Genomic DNA, 16426 nt, shown 5'->3' on the forward strand with positions numbered 1-16426 from the left:
TCTTATTTTAAGTCTACATCGCCGGATGGAATAATGCCCGGTAATATTTTGAATCGCCTAAAAGCTGAAACCTTTTACATAAGAATCCCTTCTAATATTGAAAGAAGCCAAAAGGAGAGGTTATGTGAATAAATATTTGCTCTCAGCTGTATTGCTGCTGTTCACTATTCTAACGGCGGCCTGCCATTCGTCCAATTCTGTCAATAACAGCGATTTAGAAAAACATGAAGTTTCTCAGACCAGCGATGAAACCGTTCAAGGTGACTTTGTCTTCCGGATTAAGAGTGAAAAGGCGGAATATGAAGAGGGTGAGGATATAGAGCTATATGGGGAAATTGAATATTTAGGGGAAAAGGAAGAAATTATTATCCATCATTCCTCGTCCGCCATTGTTTTTCCGATGAAAGAGAAGATTCGGGGCTACGAAATAGGAAGTGCTGTAAATGACATCGGATTATCAACAACGCTTAAGAAGGGTGTGGTTTACCGGGAAGAGTACGGAAAAAGCGGCGGGTATAGCGAGGCTCAAGATCCTCAAGACTATGTAAACTTTATGAAAGAGTTCCTGAATGACACCGGCTTTCCCGCTGGTTATTATGTGGTTCAAGGCTCTACTGATTTTAGTGTTGAATCCGGAGAACATGTCAGGGTAAAGGGGACCGTAGACTTTAAGGTAATGAAAAAATAAAGGGCTATCCAGCCGCAATGATTCAGCCTTGATCTTTCTCCTTTCCAGCTATGTACCATTGAGCTTAGCTGCCAGCCCTTGAATCCGAATAAGCTAAACAGTGCTCCACAAACTCCAGCACCTCTTCTGAAACCGGATAGAGCCCAGTTTCCTCAGCAGGCAATTTCCTGACTTCCCAAAATTGGTCCATCAGCTCTGAATCTCCCTGGAAGCTTAACTGTGACAGTCTGATTAACTCGGAAGCAATCTCAAAGCCTTCGTCTGACTCGGCTGGAATGTGGTTTTCCACGCACCTTTCAATCCTCCGCAGCAGGGAAATATACTGCTGGGTAATTTCATCATTGCTGCCCAGGTTTGGGATTGATTTTTCCAGGAACGCTTTTTCCTTTTCCTGAAAATAGTCGGTCCATTTCTTAGAACGCTTTTGTGATTGCTGCACAAGCTCAGCGACACGGTCCCATGATAGTGATTCCTCCAAATCGGTCATATTGATCAGGGATGCTGTGTTGGAGATGCTTGTTTGCAGCTCTGATAGCTGCTCCTGCAGGTAATTATAGTGGGATACTAAGATTTGTTTATAAGAAAGCTGTTTCAGTACTTCGCGGATCTCCTCTAACGGAAGTGAAAGGGACTTGAGAATCATGATTTTCTCTAATGTAAATAAGTCTTCCTCTGAATAATACCGCTTTCCATTCTCATCTTTAAAGCCTGGGGCCAGAAGTCCGATCTGATCATAATAGCGGAGTGTACGGACAGAAATATTGCGCTGCTTCGCTGCTTCTCCGGTTGTCCAGCGTTTCATTGGAATTCCTCCTAAAAAAATGCTTGCGGGTTACGCTGCGTCACCTAATATAGTTAGATTATACCATTTAATAAAGAAAGAGGGACGGAGAATGGAAACAGATACAACCAACTGGAAAAGGCAGGATCTGTGGGGCTGGAGAGAATTCATTTTATTAATGCTGCTTGAGTTTATTGTTGTAATTGGAGGCATCAAGCTTTTGGTCCAGCCGATATACGCTGAGCTATTCAAGGATGATTTATATGCCGGGACTTTAACCGGGCTGACCATAGCCATCATTCTTATGCTGGGGATATACTTTATTGCCCTCCGCCCAAAAAGGCTGTCGTGGAAGGAAGTCGGAGTAAAAGCATACAGCCCCAGGGACTGGAAGCTTATAGGCCTATATTCAGTGGCTTTGCTGATTGGCGCCGTCATCATTGTCGTGCTTACCAGTTTCATAGGAAACTCATGGGAAAACAGCAAAACAGAGGCCATGCAGCAGAACGTCACTTTTTTCACAGTGCTCATTGCCTTCATTTCTGCTGCTGTCATTTCGCCCATATATGAGGAAATCTTCTACCGGGGCTTCCTGTATCGCTGGCTGCGGACACGGATGGGACTGACGGGGGCACTGCTGCTCAGCTCGCTCATCTTTACCATCATTCATATCCCGACCTATAACGTCATGCCCGTCAATTTCTTCAGCGGCATTCTTTTTGCCCTGGCTTACGAGCGGACAGGCTCCATCTGGCCTCCGGTTCTAATTCACGGGCTGACGAACGGGTTTATGGTCTTGCTGACTAGTCTTGGATAATGGGTGGGATTTTTAAAATAAAATAAGAAGGCGACTGGATTGAGAATATGGAAATATAATCCATGTAGAAAAGAAGTGGGGGAGACTATGGGGTATATAGAAGATTTACGCAGTGTTGTAGGCAATGACCCGCTCATACTGGTTGGCGTTGCAGTAGCGGTCATCAATGATGCAGGAGAATATTTGCTGCAAAAAAAGGATTGACGGCCGCTGGGGCGTTCCGGGGGGATTCATTGAATTGGGCGAATCCACAGAGGAAGCAGGAAGAAGGGAAGTCCTGGAGGAAACCGGCATTGAAATAGGCAGGCTTAATTTGGCCGGCGTGATTTCAGGAAAAGAGCATCATGTGAAATTACCGAACGGAGATGAATTTTATCCTGTGACAATCGCCTATATTTCGAGAGATATGAAAGGCGGCGTTCTTAAAGCGGACGGTTTGGAAACGACTGAGGCAAAATTTTCCAGATTAGATGACCTGCCTGAAAGGCTGAATCCTATGATAAAGAATCTTATTAAGCAATATGCACAATCTTTGTCACAGTAAAAAGGGAGCCGCCAAACCATGGCGGCTTTCTTCTGCCTTCCTATTCAAGAACATCCTTCCAAGTAACCTTAAACGCCAGCTTCCAAAAAACAGCCAGATAAATGAGGGCAACAGCCAAATACAGATAGATTCCATACGGCAGCAATGTGCTTAAATAGTGCAGTCCGGCAAACAATCCGGCAAACAGCATCAGTCCGATTATAATCACACCATTGCCGTTCTGATTATACTGGTCAAAAGACTCCGAAAACGGAATCGCTGTTTTCAGGATCATGAAGCAAAGGACCGCATAGGTGCAGGCATTGATAAACACGACAGCCAGATCCGGCACAACCCTTGCCCCGAAAAGCAGGACAAACAGGACACTCAATATAGAATAGATCGGCAGATACAATTTAAGGATAAATGCCTTTATCGTCCCGCTGAACATGGGGCCAAGCTGGTTTAAAGGTGCGGCTCTGAAAATCCAGCTCCCTTTATATTTACCTGAATACTTCAGAAGGATCATGATGGTCGGGATGATGATCATGCTGAAATAAATAGATAAATATGATTTGCTTCCTTCCAGGCGGCTGAGGTCTGTATCAAAGCTGCTGAAAATCATTAGAAATGGAACAACGATGGAAAAGCCTAATGAAGGGTACACCTTCAGCTTGAAATCCCGTTCATTTTTCATCATGCTGCTGGCAAATTTAAAGAACGCTCTTTCTTCCTTTGAAGGGCAAAGCACCTTAAGGAAGAATTCGCGGGCTTTACTCTGCTTCTTTTCCTTCGCTTTACCGTGATAGGCAAGCTTCTGAAGGTTTTGCTCAAAAGATGAATTGAATTTCGTATAAATCCAGATGCTCAGGAGCGGAACCGCGATGCTTAAAGCTGTAAAGATGATATAAAACGGCTGGAAGCTGCCGTTCAGCACCAATTCCGTATTGGCCCCAAACCACATTGGGAAGATGAATGCCTGCCACCATTCAGGCTCCAGCGAAACGGTGAAATCAATGATGGCGAAGGAGCGGATCAGCAATTGATAGCCGACCATAATCATCAGCGACAAACCAATCTGCACATAATTGATCATGTCTTTTAATTTTTCCCCGTCAAAGAAGCGCAGGAATGCCAGATAGATAAGTGCAGTCAATCCAACGATAAACAGATCAATCAGGATGATGTTGATGACTGCAGTCAGGAAGAATAAGGGGCCAATCCTGAAGAGTCCGACAAACAAAGGGATCGTGACAAGCGCGATGGTAAGGAATGATAGATAGATGACAACATGAACCATTTTCGCCGTATTGATTGTTTTGCGGTCAACAGGCTTCGGAAACAGGATATTCCGGTCTCGGATATCCAGCAGGACTGAAGAAAAATCGGAAATCATTGAAGTCATGACAAAAAAAGTGAAAATCCCATAAAAAAGGCTCATCTGAAAAAGGTAGTTCTCACCCATAAGCAGAAAGGGAATCATAAACAGCCCGAATAAAACATAAATCCATAGTGACTTTATATACTGATTGCTCTTTTCCTTGCCTTCTTCCTTCCGTGCATTCTGTGCAAAAACGGTTGGCACACGCCGCCCATCCATCGTCAGCTTTACTTGCAGGATCATTCTCATAACATTGTAGTCTACACCAAACCTGGTGAATATCCGCTCAAAACGGTCCAGTATTTTGAGAGTTTGAAAGTCCTGCATCCTTACATCTCCCCTACAATCGAAACAAACCTGGCGCCCAGTTCCTTATGCTCGCTGAATCCGGTCAGCTGGTTAAAAATCTGTTCAAGTGAGCCTTCCGTGGTCTGCTGCAGCTCTTCAAAGGTGCCATCAGCAGCGATCCTGCCATCATGAAGGAGGATGATGCGGCTGCTGATCTTTTCGACCACATCCATAATGTGAGAAGAATAGAATATCGTTTTACCCTGCACAGCCAGCTGGGCCATAATCTCTTTAAAAATCATGACACTGTTCGCATCCAGGCCATTGATGGGCTCATCAAAAAACAAGAGGTCCGGATTATGCAATAAGCTCGAAATGATGAGCAGCTTCTGCCGCATTCCCTTCGAATAAGAAGCAATCCGGGAATAATAGACCTCACCGATGCCAAACAGCTCCATCAAGGTCTTTGCCTTATAGCTGGCAAGGTCAGAATCAATTCCGTACAGCTCGCCGATAAAAGTTAAATACTCATGGCCCGTCAGGTTGTCGTATACCTCGGCAATTTCCGGCACATAGCCGATTTTCCTTTTATAATCGATCTTTCCATCCGATATATCCTGGCCGAATATCTTCACACCGCCTGAATACCCGTCCTCAATCCCCAGCATAATTTTCACCGTCGTGCTCTTTCCGGCGCCATTCGGACCGATATAGCCAATGATCTCCCCGCGCTTCACCTGAAAGGAAACACCATTCAGCACTGACTTTGATCCATAGCTCTTTTTCAAATCCTCAATCTCTAATATGATGTCTTCCATACCAGCTACCTCATTTCAAAATAATTCCATTTGTTATTAGTGTAACATTAGGTGCTTGGGGGCTAAAGGGGGGATCGGGAATTGTTTTATTTTTTCGGCTGTAAACATCCTGGAAGGAGGATATTGAATCAGTTAGGGGAGGGGGCTTTAGATGGGGGAGAGTCCGGTATGAGATATTCAAAAGAGGATTTCACTGGCCGAGAGTACCTCAGAAGCATGCCATGAGTCACTCAATAGGATGTATTATCGATCCAGAGTGCTTCAAAAGCCTAATATGAGACACTCAAAAGAGTTAACTAGAGTATCAGAGTACTTCAAAAACCTGACATGAGGTACTCAAGGCAACTAAACGCTGCCGCAGAGCACTTCAACCTGCCAACGCAAACATATTCGCGGCTCGTTTATATCACAACCAAGATTTGTCATCCACTTTTTACAATCCCTTTACTATCTCTTAAACTGCCATCAACAAAACTTCCTTATAGTTTTAATAGAATCATACATAACAGGAGGTTGATCCTATGTTTAAAAAAGGCCGTTTGAGCAAAAAAATTCTTCCTATCGCTGTGATGTCAGCTGTTGCGCTTGGAAGCATCATGTCTTTTGCTCCTGAGAAGGATGTACAGGCAGACAAAGGCGGAAAAGTTAAAAACGTCATTTTCCTGATTGGCGATGGAATGGGTGTTTCCTATACTTCAGCCTATCGCTATATGAAAGATAACCCAAAAACACCTGGCGTCGAACAGACTGCATTTGACCCATATCTTGTCGGACAGCAAATGACCTACCCGGAAGATCCTTCTGAGAACATCACCGATTCTGCATCGGCAGCGACTGCGATGTCTGCCGGCGTGAAGACTTACAATGCCGCTATCGCAGTTGATAATGATAAAAAAGAAGTGAAAACTGTACTGGAAGCCGCAAAGGAAAAAGGCAAAGCGACTGGACTTGTGGCAACTTCTGAGATTACGCATGCGACTCCTGCCTCATTTGGCGCACACGATGAAACCCGCAAGAACATGAATGGCATCGCAGATGATTATTATGATGAGCTGATCAATGGCAAGCATAAGGTGGATGTCCTTCTTGGCGGAGGCCTGTCAAACTTTGTGCGGGAAGACCGCAACTTGACAGAAGAGTTCAAAAAGGATGGCTACAGCTATGTAACGGACAAAAAACAGCTGCTGGCTGATAAGAATGACCAGATTCTTGGTTTGTTCGCTCCAGGCGGTCTTCCAAAGATGATCGATCGCCCTGCTGAGACACCATCACTTGAGGAAATGACTAAAGCAGCCATCAAACGTTTGAACAATGACAAGGACGGCTTTTTCCTGATGGTAGAAGGAAGCCAGATTGACTGGGCCGGCCATGATAATGACATTGTCGGTGCAATGAGTGAAATGGAAGATTTCGAGAAGGCTTATAAAGCAGCTATCGAATTTGCCAAAAAGGATAAAAACACATTGGTAGTGGCAACAGCCGACCACTCTACAGGCGGCTATTCCATTGGAGCTGACGGCGTGTACAACTGGTTCGCGGACCCAATCAAAGCTGCAAAGAAAACACCTGATTTCATGGCTGCAGAAATCGCCAATGGCGCAGATGTTGAAAAAACACTGAAAACGTACATCGACCAGAAGCAGCTAGCCCTGACACCGGAGGAAATCAAGGCGGTTAAAGATGCAGCAGCCTCAAAAAAGGCAGTGGATATTGATAATGCAATCGAGAATATTTTTAACAAGCGCTCCTGCACAGGCTGGACTACTGGCGGCCATACAGGTGAGGATGTACCAGTTTATGCTTACGGCCCTCACAAAGAACGCTTTGCCGGCCAGGTAAACAATACAGACCATGCCGAAATCATTTTCGATTTGCTGAAAAGCAAAGGAAACAAGTCAAACTGGTGGTTCAATAACTAATACATCAATAAGCTTCCCGCTGCCCAGCGCATCGGGAGCTTTTTCTTAAGGGAGGATACTCACTTGAAAAAGCTGGTTCTCATCATGCTGGCAGCGGCCCTTGCCGGCTGTTCGGCGGAATCTGAAACTCAAAAAAAACCAGACAGCGGCGAGGCGACGGTCAAGGCCTCTGCAGCAGTCAAAAAGGATGTATATGTGCCCAATCCGCAGGTGACAGACGACCGCGATCTGGTGCTGGCTGGCGAGACCGTTAAGGACCTCAAGGGCGAGCTTACCCTGAAAGCCTACAGCCCGGTCAATGAGACCATAAAGGTCGGGCCGATAACGATGACAGTCAAAGATGTCAAAGTGCTTCACTATGTACCGGACTACAGTATGATTGACTTTTTCCATGCTTTTACCCATGAAGAAGCATTCGACTTTGTAAAGGTAAGCGTTGAAATAGAAAACAATTCCGATACATCAGTCAAATTTAATCCGATTGCGGCCCTGAAGATGAACAGCGGCGAGCATAAAACATGGGAAGACGACATTTACCTGGAAGAGCTGACCGGGGAAATCGCAGGCAATTCCGTTAAAAAGGGCAGCATGGGCTTTATCCTGGAAAAGAATGATGACTACCAATCGGTGGATCTGTTGACGAGCGATGCTGTCGATGAATCCCATGATGTGGTTGAGCAGGGGAAGCATGTGAGCGTAAGGCTGAACTAGCATCTGGCAGCAATTGTTTTCAGTGATGGAACGGATCGTGAGCTTTTCTAAATCAGCCGCCTGGAAGACTATCACCTGTTGAACTGTTTCCGCTTCGCCATACTTGAAATTAAAAAGAAAAGGCATTGCACAGAAGCAATGCCTTTTTTGTGTGTCCCTTATTTTGCTTCATTCATATAAGTTTCAACCAGCTCATAGCATCTTTCTTCGGTGAGATTGGCCAGGACAGCAACATATTCTAAATGTTCCTGTGTACCGCCTTTATATTTGAGGGATGCCTCCAATGCGCGGGCGTCGCGTTCCTTTAGCCAATCGCGCTGTTCCTCCCTTAAAGACTCCATCTCTTCTGCCGGAAGCCGATCTTGCAGAACTCCATAAATTTCATTCAGCCTGTCATCCCAAATTTCCCAACGGTCATTTTCTACTTTTTTCAAAGCATATGTTGATGAGTCAGCCGCTTCTAATGCGTCTGCTTCTTTTTTGCTGGCATTCAGTTTTTGAAGGTACTCTTCCTTCAGGCTATTTTCCGTATCATTAGCAGGAGGTTCTTCTTCTTTCACTGAGGAGTTGTCCTCAGTATTTGTGCCGCCGGTATTTGAGTCGTCTGCTGGAGAATCGGCATCAGAAGAATCAGGATCTGCTTTTTGAGACGAATCACTATTTTGCTGCTTATTAATATCCTCATTTGATGCACCAGATGAGCTTTCGCAAGCAGCTAAAAGCAGTACTAAGATAACAGTAAATATGGCTATATAATGTTTGCCTTTGTTTTTCATGTTGAAAAGTCCTCCTCTTTCAATTTACTGACTTATTCCGGCGGACAGTTAGAGATTTGGCCTGCCTATTATACTGTAACATTATCTATTTTATGAGGAAAAGCAGCAGGGGTATTAACGGAAGCGGCTGGCCTGTCTGCTCACTGGTTTCAGAACCGTTTTTTCTGCCGTCCTTCCGGCAGTGGGCCGATATCTTCGGGCTTGTTCTGGTTCATAAAAAGGCGGCGGAACAAAAATGATCATGAGGGCAATATTCCTTTTGTATCCTGCTTCATAGCCATTTAGAATATAAATACATTAGTAAGTTGTAGAAAAGGCTAAATAAAAGCGTCATCATTTTAATATCAGGAGGTTATCATATGTACCAAAAGATATTATTAGCAACAGATGGTTCAGAGCACAGTAAAAGGGCTGCTGAAAATGCCATCCATATCGCCAAATGCAGTTCAGGTTCCAAGATTGAAATCATCTATGTCGCCGATCCTGATAAAGCCAAGTCGGAAACGCTGAGCCACTGGAATTCTGCCAATCTTGGCGAGGGGAAAAAGAGGCGGCTGGCTGAAGTTGAAAAGCTGGCAAAGGAATCCGGAGTACAGTATGAGATCATTGTTCTGGATGGAGACCCGGGCCCATGCATTGTCGACTATGCCAATAAAAATAAAGCTGATATCGTAATCATCGGCAGCAGGGGGCTGAATGTCCTCCAGGAATTTGTACTGGGAAGTGTGAGCCATAAGGTTGCCAAGCGGGCGGCCTGTCCGGTGCTGATTGTGAAGTGAGCTGCGGCTTTAAACATAATAAAACCTGCCTTCCAAATGGATAAGCAGGCTTTCTTTAAATATGGAACAGCCACACAATAACCGGACCAAACACGGATCCAAGAAGGGCGCACAGGGTCATCGAAACAGAGCTCATGGAGACGCTGACTTCGCCGTACTCGGAAGCTTTTGAGGTGCCGAGTCCGTGTGAGGCGCTGCCGAGTGCGATGCCGCGGCCAAGCGAGGAGCGGATCCGGACCCACTTGATGATAGAAGGGCCTAATAGGACACCTGAGAAGCCGGCGAGTGTGACAAAGATGACGGTCATGGAAGGAATGCCCCCGATACCGTCTGCAATCTGCATGGCAACGGGCGTGGTGATCGATTTAGGGATGAGCGACAGGATGAGCTCGTGGTTCATCCCGAGCAGCATAGCAAACAGCATGCCGGTGATCATCCCGGTGAACAGGCCCGTGAACACGCCGCCAAGTACCGGCAGACTGTATTTTTTCAAGACTTCGCGCTGAGTATAAAGTGGATAGGCAAGGGCAGTCACAGCAGGGCCAAGCAAAAAGTGGATCCATTTCCCGCCTGTCATATACTCTTTATACGGTACATGAAGTCCTGCAAGCAGGGCGACAATAATGATGGTAGAAGTCAGGACTGGAATGAATACAGGATAAGAATATCGCTTATATACGGAAGCCATCACCATATAGATGGTGATGGTCGAGAAAATCATCAGGATTGCGATGATAAGGCTTTGCACGCTTTTTTCTCCTTTCGTTTATCGGCACGGTTTTCTAAAAACTGGCTCATCAGGCCTGCAGCGGCAATCGTGGCTATCGTGCTCACGACAACGATGGCAGCCAGTACTGCTCCGGTAGCGGAAAGCAGGCTCGGATAATTGACGACGCCTGCCATCGACGGGATGAACAGGAGAGGCAGGATCGACAGCAGGAAGCTTGCTCCGTCTTTCACAAAGATGACCGGCACAATATGGAGCAGCAAACAGGCAAGCAGCAGCAAGAGTCCTATGATGCTGCCTGGTATTGGTATATGAAAAGCCCGCTGGATCACATCACCCGTAAAGGTGAAGGCGTATAGTACACAGATTTGGAGGATAATTTGAAGCCATTTCATGATAGTCATAGCTGTCCTGGAAAATAAGAACAGCGTTCCTCCTTTCAAAATCACTTTACATTTCAAGTAAATGTTTGTATAGTACAAGTATATATTTGTATTATACAAGCATTTTAATCTTTGTCAATCTATGTGCCACTCATATCAGGAGGGGAAAGCATGTCAAAAGAGAAACAAAACGACGTAGAACTAATAGAATACGAATTGGCGACCTTCATCCGCAAGGCAGTCTATCTTGAGCAGTCGGAAAAGAAGATCGGCCAGCTGGAGCGCTCAGCCTATCTGCTGCTCAGACAGCTTGATGAATTCGGCCCAGCCCGCGTTAAAGAGCTTGCTGAAGCATTTAAGCTTGATATCTCGACATTGTCCAGACAGGCTGCGTCACTCGAATCAAAAGACCTTATCAAGCGCTGTTCCGATCCAAAGGATGGCAGAGTAAGTGTATTTTCGATTACAGACCTGGGAAAAGAAAAACTGGAAGCAGATATCGCAAACCGAAGGGCCCATTATTACAAGGTTCTAAAGGACTGGACAGAAGAAGAAAAGGAGATGTTCGGAAAGCTGGTTGTCCGCCTCAATACATCATTCTTTGAGTAGGCTTTTAAGATCCGAAGAAAAGTAAGCGCATCCATATCCGGAGCCGACAGGGAATTTCCATCTGCTTCCCCTTTGATATAATAAGAGAAAAAGAGTGAAAAAAGAGGGAATCTTATGCTTCTTTATAAAATATCAGCATACCTGATGCTTGCCGGCCTGATATGCCTGCTTGGCGATGGTATATGGATCATCAGCAGCTATGAAGACCCTGCTCCTTATCCGTTCGCCGCCTATCTATGGCTCTTTGCCGGAGTTCTTCTTATGCTCATATCTTTTACTTTTATGGAAGTGCTGAAGGGGAAGGCCGGCGGAAGCGATTCAGGCTTCCCTGGTTCTAAAAGAAAAGATATGAGGGAATATATCCAGCCTTTAGCGGCAAAGGCACAAAACGGAGATAAGCGTATTTGGGCTTTGCTGATTGCCGTGGTAATCATCCTGGCTGCGGTCTTTTTTGCCTTTCCGGGTTTTCCGCTGCTCGATGTAGTTTTCACGATGATCCCGGCTGCTGCCGGAGCCGGCTTCGTTCTTTATATGGCGAAAGCCGAGCCGGAGGAAGATGATGAACCAGGCAATGCTTACCGCTGGCTGCGCTTCATTGATTACCGCAGGCATCCGTTCAGCCTCGCCCTCCTTGTATTTATTCTGATGAACTTGTCTTTGCTTTTATCCAAGAAATACGGAATCAGCCTTGTGATTGGTCAGGAAGGCTACAGCCCTTATGCCACCTCTCTCAGGACAGAATTCCATCTCAATGCCGCTCTATTGGTGTCCTGTGCCTGCCTGTATATCAACCAGCACGCCCCATTTCTCGGCTTTCATCCAAAAAACAGCAGCCATATGGTTGTTGTCGGAGTTCATTTTTTTGAGATTCTGGTCTGTGGTGTCGGATTGTTTGTGCTGATTTTGAGCTGGTTTTAGGATGCGGTTTAGTACATACTTGAGTGATTTGCCCTTCAGATCTAAATACTTTCAAAGGACTGCAAGCTGCGTTTCATAGCGCCAAGCCTGCAGTTTTTTTATGTTGACTTTCCCTAAAAGATGCAATAAACTAACAAAGTACTCAAATTAAAGTACTTTTAATAAAGTATATAAGTGAAAGTAATATAAATTTTTACAGAAGGAAGGAAAGCAACAATGAAATTTACGCAGTTTCTAAAAACACGAGGGGCGATCGCATCGATTTTTATGGGGATTTTTTATGCAGCTGCGATGCTTGGCATCTTTCTCCCAGGCTATTCTGCGATTCCAGGGAATGTCGATCAAATGCCGATTGCGATAGTGAACGAAGATGCCGGCGCTTATGGTGCCCAGATTGCCGGGCAGCTCCAGGAGAATCTGCCTTTTAAAGAAATTGAAACAGATATAAGCAATAAGCAGGCCATTAAGGACCTGAATCATAATGACCTGGCTTTAGTCGTGCGGATTCCGGAAACCTTCTCTGCGGATCTGCAAAAAGGTGAGGGATCGACAGGCATTGATTTTACAATTAATGAAGCCTCGGCCACTACCGTTTCTTCTACTATGAAATCTGTCGTCGGTGAAATTAACAACCAGCTGCGCAGCCAGTTCTCACAGCAAACCGCACAGGGTGTCCTGATGAACTTCAATCTGCCGGAAGACCAGGCAGCGGAGATGGCTAAGAAAATTGAAACAGCTTATAGCGGAAATGTCATATCAATCAATAAGATTCCAGCTGGCATGAATAATAATATGCTGCCGATGTTCCTGCCGATGGCTGGCTATGTTGGTGCCATGATCGGTGCGATGCAGCTGGTCGCTGCTTTCAGGGAAAGCCGCGGCAAAGCAAGCAAAACCAGGCTGTTCCTTTATGTGCAATTAACAGCACTCCTGATTGCTGTTGTATCCTCGGCTGTTGCCGTCGGAGTGGCGTATCTGGTCAATGAGCCAAACGGCGATCTGTTCTTCGGCATAGCCGGACAGCAGATCCTGAACTATATGGTCTGCTTCAACTTCACAGCAGTTCTGATCTTCCTCATCGGGGAAGGCGGAATGGTGTTGAACCTGCCGATCCTCCTGATGCAGACACTAGCAAATGGCGCTACCATCTCACGGGAAACGATGTATGCTCCATTCCAATGGATGAGCCATATTTCTCCGATGTATTATTCCGTCCAGGCTTATATGGCCAATATGTACAGCAGCATCAGCCCAAGCCCATACCTCTGGTCAATGGCCGCAATCGGCGGAGCTGCCATGCTGATCAATATCGCCATTGTTGCATTCCTTCACAAACCGGCGCCAGTCGTGGTTCCAGAGCTTGATTCAGGTGATGCCCTCAAGGCTGCAGGTGAAGTCACCGCCTAGTTTTGCTATGATAAGAAGGAGAGTCTTCTTGCAGGAGGATATAATATGTCCATTCAAATTTTCATCCTAAGCAAACTGATGGAGGATAATAATTATCCGTATAAATTAAAAAAACAGCTTTCCGAACCGATCCCGCTCGATCAGCTGAGCGGACTGACGGAAAGCAAGCTGTACTACCATTTCGATACACTGGCGAAGCAGGGCCTCATTGAGACAGTCGAAATTATCAAAGAGGAACACCGCCCTGATAAGCAGGTGTTTGGCATCACAGCTAAAGGCCGTGAAGAATTGCCGAAGAAAATCTACAAGGAATTCGAGAAATCGACCCAAATCGGGGAGATGGTCGTCGCGATTGCCAATATTAAATATGTGGAGCGCGGCAAGGTCATCACCATCCTGGAAAAAAAGCTGGACGCCATCAAGGCCCGCTGGGAGCAGATCAGCAGCATAGACGCCGAGAAGCATGTCGGCGAGGCACAGCAGAACATCAGAGAATTCATGGAAGGCTATGTTTCAACCAGGATGGAGCATACGATCTACTGGCTGGAAGAGCTGATCCGGCGGGTGGAGCGGAAGGAAATTTAGCGTTCCAGGAGAGAGCTGGAGCCACTATTTCAGAGAAAAGCCGGGATAGTGGTTCCAGGTAAGAGAGCTGGAACCACTATTTCAGAGAAAAGCCGGGATAGTGGTTCCAGATGAGAGAGCTGGAACCACTATTTCAGAGAAAAGCCAGGATAGTGGTTCCAGATGAGAGAGCTGGAACCACTATTTCAGAGAAAAGCCAGGATAGTGGTTCCAGATGAGAGAGCTGGAACCACTATTTCAGAGAAAAGCCGGGATAGTGGTTCCAGATGAGAGAGCTGGAACCACTATTTCAGAGAAAAGCCAGGATAGTGGTTCCAGATGAGAGAGCTGGAGCCACTATCTCAGAGAAAAGCCAGGATAGTGGTTCCAGATGAGAGAGCTGGAGCCACTATTTCAGAGAAAAGCCGGGATAGTGGTTCTAGATGAGAGAGCTGGAGGCACTATCTCAGAAAAACGCAGGAATAGTGGTTCCAGGTAAGAGAGCTGGAGCCACTATCTCAGGGAAAAGCCGAAATAATGGTTCCAGCTAAGAAAACTCAAAACCCTTCTGTTAAAAAATTGATAAATGCCCCTAAAGATGCCGCACTTCAGGCTGCCGACTAAGTCGGCAGCCGTTTTTATATTGTTAGCTCAAACGTTTCCCGCCGCTTCCTCCCGGGAAAGTTTATAATAAAGGTAAATCCTAAACAATTGACGGGGTGTTAAAAATGGGAGAAGCGGAATTGGTCCTGGATGCAAAGGCAACACTCGGAGAAGGCCCATGCTGGGACGCTGAAAAGCAGTTATTATACTGGGTGGATATCAAGGAGAAAAAGGTGAACATCTTCAGCCCGGTCTCCAGAGAAAACCGGGAGATCCAGCTGGATCAGAATATAGGGACGATCGTTCCGAGAAATGCGGAGGAAGCGGCAGTGGCGTTGGAGGATGGCCTTTATCTTCTTAACCTCGATACAGAGAAGCTCAATTTAATAATAGAATTAGAGAGCGATATTCCCTCTAATCGTTTCAATGACGGCAAGTGCGATCCTGCCGGCCGGTTCTGGGCAGGTACGATGGATAAGCAGGGTGCAGGTGCTGAAGGGTCGCTGTACTGTCTGGATACTGATAAGCAAGTTGAGAAAAAGTTGGATCAGCTTGGCATTTCGAATGGCCTCGCTTGGTCACCGGATAACAGATTCATGTATTTTATCGATACACCAACAAAAGAAATCAGCCGCTTTGATTTTGACCTCGGAACGGGGGCGATTGAAAATCGCACTGAAATCATCAGCTTCCCGGAAGGAGACGGTGCGCCAGACGGGATGACAATTGATGGAGAGGGAATGCTGTGGATTGCCCACTATGGCGGCGGCAAGGTATCCAGATGGAATCCTCATACAGGTAAGAGGCTGTCAGAAATAAAGGTCCCTGCCAGAAATGTGACCTGCTGTACATTTGGGGGCGAGGACCTAAAGGACTTGTACATCACCACTGCAAGAGATGGGCTGAACGAAGAGCAGCTGAATGAGTATCCATTGTCAGGCGGGCTGTTCAGGGTAAAAACGGATGTGAAGGGAAGTCCGGCTTATTCTTATAAAGGTTAAAATCTGAGCTGCCATGAAGGCAGCTTTTTTTAATTTTCCAGCCTCTTAGCAACTATATAAGCATCTTAATGATTCTTAATAAATTCCCTAAGAAATTCTTCAGGTTTTGAATTTATGCTAAAGGTATAAATTCGACAAATGGAGTGAAGCGAAATGAAGGGGCATGTATTTCTGCAGCAATATTTGAAGCATCCAAGAAACGTTGGGGCACTCTTGCCCAGCTCCAGCTATCTGGCTGAAAAGATGGTCAGTGATCCAGCATTCCGGAGCGCTAGATTGATTGTTGAGTATGGCCCTGGAACAGGCGTGTTCACCAAAAAGATCCTGGAAAACAGAAACCCCGATGCCACCGTCCTGGTGATCGAGAACAACTTGGAATTTTATTCTTTGCTGAAGGAAAAATATAAGAACGAAGAAAATCTGATCATTGTTAACGGGTCGGCAGAGAAGGTAGATTTTTATATTGAGTGGCACGGTCTTGGAAAGATAGATTTTGTCATCTCCGGACTGCCCTTTGCAAGTTTGCCTGAGCCTGTGTCCCATGCTATCTTAAATAACACCAGAAAGCTGCTGGGATCTGACGGGCATTTTATCACCTTTCAATATACAAGGCTGAAAAAAGCATATATAGAGCAATTCTTTAAGAATATAGACATTAAACGGGAGTACCGCAATTTTCCGCCGGCTTATGTAATGAGCTGCAGCAACGATAAACAAGAAGTATGATGGGATG

17 protein-coding genes and 1 pseudogene are annotated in these 16426 nt (G+C 45.7%); 12 read left to right on the plus strand and 6 right to left on the minus strand.

Features of this window, described 5'->3' with window-relative positions:
- The first annotated feature begins 97 nt into the window (after window positions 1-97).
- Complete coding sequence (locus LCM00_RS11145) at window positions 98-688, plus strand: hypothetical protein (RefSeq protein WP_224901598.1); 591 nt, start codon at window positions 98-100, stop codon at window positions 686-688.
- A gap of 64 nt (window positions 689-752) precedes the next feature.
- Here LCM00_RS11145 and LCM00_RS11150 read toward each other — a convergent pair whose 3' ends face one another.
- Window positions 753-1490 carry a MerR family transcriptional regulator gene (locus LCM00_RS11150; RefSeq protein ID WP_224901601.1) on the minus strand — a complete coding sequence of 246 codons (738 nt, stop codon included), beginning with the start codon at window positions 1488-1490 and terminating at the stop codon, window positions 753-755.
- Between the two features lie 91 nt (window positions 1491-1581).
- Between LCM00_RS11150 and LCM00_RS11155 the strand changes: the two genes are divergently transcribed.
- Both LCM00_RS11155 and LCM00_RS11160 read left to right on the plus strand, forming a co-directional pair.
- Window positions 1582-2286 carry a CPBP family intramembrane glutamic endopeptidase gene (locus LCM00_RS11155; protein WP_224901604.1) on the plus strand — a complete coding sequence of 235 codons (705 nt, stop codon included), beginning with the start codon at window positions 1582-1584 and terminating at the stop codon, window positions 2284-2286.
- Between the two features lie 87 nt (window positions 2287-2373).
- Window positions 2374-2830: pseudogene (locus tag LCM00_RS11160) on the plus strand (NUDIX hydrolase).
- Between the two features lie 40 nt (window positions 2831-2870).
- Here the strand turns inward: LCM00_RS11160 and LCM00_RS11165 are convergent.
- Window positions 2871-4517: a hypothetical protein gene (locus LCM00_RS11165; protein ID WP_224901607.1), complete on the minus strand. Its 1647-nt coding sequence runs from the start codon at window positions 4515-4517 to the stop codon at window positions 2871-2873.
- 2 nt (window positions 4518-4519) lie between these two features.
- Window positions 4520-5296 carry an ABC transporter ATP-binding protein gene (locus LCM00_RS11170; RefSeq protein ID WP_224901610.1) on the minus strand — a complete coding sequence of 259 codons (777 nt, stop codon included), beginning with the start codon at window positions 5294-5296 and terminating at the stop codon, window positions 4520-4522.
- Between the two features lie 521 nt (window positions 5297-5817).
- Here LCM00_RS11170 and LCM00_RS11175 point away from each other — a divergent pair.
- Both LCM00_RS11175 and LCM00_RS11180 read left to right on the plus strand, forming a co-directional pair.
- Window positions 5818-7215: an alkaline phosphatase gene (locus LCM00_RS11175; RefSeq protein ID WP_224901613.1), complete on the plus strand. Its 1398-nt coding sequence runs from the start codon at window positions 5818-5820 to the stop codon at window positions 7213-7215.
- A 63-nt stretch (window positions 7216-7278) separates the two neighbouring features.
- Window positions 7279-7926, plus strand: a complete 648-nt coding sequence (locus LCM00_RS11180; protein WP_224901616.1) for a DUF4352 domain-containing protein — start codon at window positions 7279-7281, stop codon at window positions 7924-7926.
- A 158-nt stretch (window positions 7927-8084) separates the two neighbouring features.
- Here the strand turns inward: LCM00_RS11180 and LCM00_RS11185 are convergent, their stop codons facing one another.
- Window positions 8085-8702 (minus strand): lysozyme inhibitor LprI family protein, encoded by a 618-nt coding sequence (locus tag LCM00_RS11185; RefSeq protein ID WP_224901619.1) that lies wholly within the window; start codon window positions 8700-8702, stop codon window positions 8085-8087.
- 359 nt (window positions 8703-9061) lie between these two features.
- Here LCM00_RS11185 and LCM00_RS11190 point away from each other — a divergent pair, with 359 nt between their 5' ends.
- Window positions 9062-9481 (plus strand): universal stress protein, encoded by a 420-nt coding sequence (locus LCM00_RS11190; RefSeq protein ID WP_224901622.1) that lies wholly within the window; start codon window positions 9062-9064, stop codon window positions 9479-9481.
- A gap of 55 nt (window positions 9482-9536) precedes the next feature.
- On the opposite strand, the gene LCM00_RS11195 is transcribed toward LCM00_RS11190, so the two are convergent.
- Together LCM00_RS11195 and LCM00_RS11200 are read right to left on the minus strand one after the other, a co-directional pair.
- Complete coding sequence (locus LCM00_RS11195) at window positions 9537-10229, minus strand: LrgB family protein (protein ID WP_165352629.1); 693 nt, start codon at window positions 10227-10229, stop codon at window positions 9537-9539.
- The gene (locus tag LCM00_RS11200; protein ID WP_224901625.1) at window positions 10202-10603 is read right to left on the minus strand and encodes a CidA/LrgA family protein; all 402 of its coding nucleotides are present in this window, start codon (window positions 10601-10603) and stop codon (window positions 10202-10204) included. Before LCM00_RS11200 ends, LCM00_RS11195 begins: the two co-directional genes overlap by 28 nt.
- 159 nt (window positions 10604-10762) lie before the next feature.
- Here LCM00_RS11200 and LCM00_RS11205 point away from each other — a divergent pair, with 159 nt between their 5' ends.
- From LCM00_RS11205 to LCM00_RS11230, 6 genes are all read left to right on the plus strand, one after another.
- Window positions 10763-11200 (plus strand): MarR family winged helix-turn-helix transcriptional regulator, encoded by a 438-nt coding sequence (locus LCM00_RS11205; protein ID WP_224901628.1) that lies wholly within the window; start codon window positions 10763-10765, stop codon window positions 11198-11200.
- 114 nt (window positions 11201-11314) lie between these two features.
- Window positions 11315-12118, plus strand: a complete 804-nt coding sequence (locus LCM00_RS11210) for a hypothetical protein (protein ID WP_224901632.1) — start codon at window positions 11315-11317, stop codon at window positions 12116-12118.
- 216 nt (window positions 12119-12334) lie between these two features.
- Window positions 12335-13525 (plus strand): YhgE/Pip domain-containing protein, encoded by a 1191-nt coding sequence (locus tag LCM00_RS11215; RefSeq protein ID WP_224901635.1) that lies wholly within the window; start codon window positions 12335-12337, stop codon window positions 13523-13525.
- A 45-nt stretch (window positions 13526-13570) separates the two neighbouring features.
- Window positions 13571-14110 carry a PadR family transcriptional regulator gene (locus LCM00_RS11220; RefSeq protein WP_224901638.1) on the plus strand — a complete coding sequence of 180 codons (540 nt, stop codon included), beginning with the start codon at window positions 13571-13573 and terminating at the stop codon, window positions 14108-14110.
- A gap of 707 nt (window positions 14111-14817) precedes the next feature.
- Window positions 14818-15693: an SMP-30/gluconolactonase/LRE family protein gene (locus LCM00_RS11225; RefSeq protein ID WP_224901641.1), complete on the plus strand. Its 876-nt coding sequence runs from the start codon at window positions 14818-14820 to the stop codon at window positions 15691-15693.
- Between the two features lie 153 nt (window positions 15694-15846).
- On the plus strand, window positions 15847-16419 hold the full coding sequence (locus LCM00_RS11230) for a class I SAM-dependent methyltransferase (RefSeq protein WP_224901644.1): 573 nt from the start codon (window positions 15847-15849) through the stop codon (window positions 16417-16419).
- Window positions 16420-16426: the final 7 nt, after the last annotated feature.

This window comes from Bacillus infantis (assembly GCF_020171945.1).
In the GTDB taxonomy this organism is placed as follows: Bacteria; Bacillota; Bacilli; order Bacillales; family Cytobacillaceae; genus Bacillus_AB; species Bacillus_AB infantis_A.

Coding starts and splice junctions, on each gene's coding strand:
- LCM00_RS11150 (WP_224901601.1), bottom strand. CDS start 1,490: ATGAAACGCTGGACAACCGGAGAAGCAGCGAAGCAGCGCAATATTTCT.
- LCM00_RS11155 (WP_224901604.1), top strand. CDS start 1,582: ATGGAAACAGATACAACCAACTGGAAAAGGCAGGATCTGTGGGGCTGG.
- LCM00_RS11165 (WP_224901607.1), bottom strand. CDS start 4,517: ATGCAGGACTTTCAAACTCTCAAAATACTGGACCGTTTTGAGCGGATA.
- LCM00_RS11170 (WP_224901610.1), bottom strand. CDS start 5,296: ATGGAAGACATCATATTAGAGATTGAGGATTTGAAAAAGAGCTATGGA.
- LCM00_RS11175 (WP_224901613.1), top strand. CDS start 5,818: ATGTTTAAAAAAGGCCGTTTGAGCAAAAAAATTCTTCCTATCGCTGTG.
- LCM00_RS11185 (WP_224901619.1), bottom strand. CDS start 8,702: ATGAAAAACAAAGGCAAACATTATATAGCCATATTTACTGTTATCTTA.
- LCM00_RS11190 (WP_224901622.1), top strand. CDS start 9,062: ATGTACCAAAAGATATTATTAGCAACAGATGGTTCAGAGCACAGTAAA.
- LCM00_RS11200 (WP_224901625.1), bottom strand. CDS start 10,603: ATGAAATGGCTTCAAATTATCCTCCAAATCTGTGTACTATACGCCTTC.
- LCM00_RS11205 (WP_224901628.1), top strand. CDS start 10,763: ATGTCAAAAGAGAAACAAAACGACGTAGAACTAATAGAATACGAATTG.
- LCM00_RS11210 (WP_224901632.1), top strand. CDS start 11,315: ATGCTTCTTTATAAAATATCAGCATACCTGATGCTTGCCGGCCTGATA.
- LCM00_RS11215 (WP_224901635.1), top strand. CDS start 12,335: ATGAAATTTACGCAGTTTCTAAAAACACGAGGGGCGATCGCATCGATT.
- LCM00_RS11220 (WP_224901638.1), top strand. CDS start 13,571: ATGTCCATTCAAATTTTCATCCTAAGCAAACTGATGGAGGATAATAAT.
- LCM00_RS11225 (WP_224901641.1), top strand. CDS start 14,818: ATGGGAGAAGCGGAATTGGTCCTGGATGCAAAGGCAACACTCGGAGAA.
- LCM00_RS11230 (WP_224901644.1), top strand. CDS start 15,847: ATGAAGGGGCATGTATTTCTGCAGCAATATTTGAAGCATCCAAGAAAC.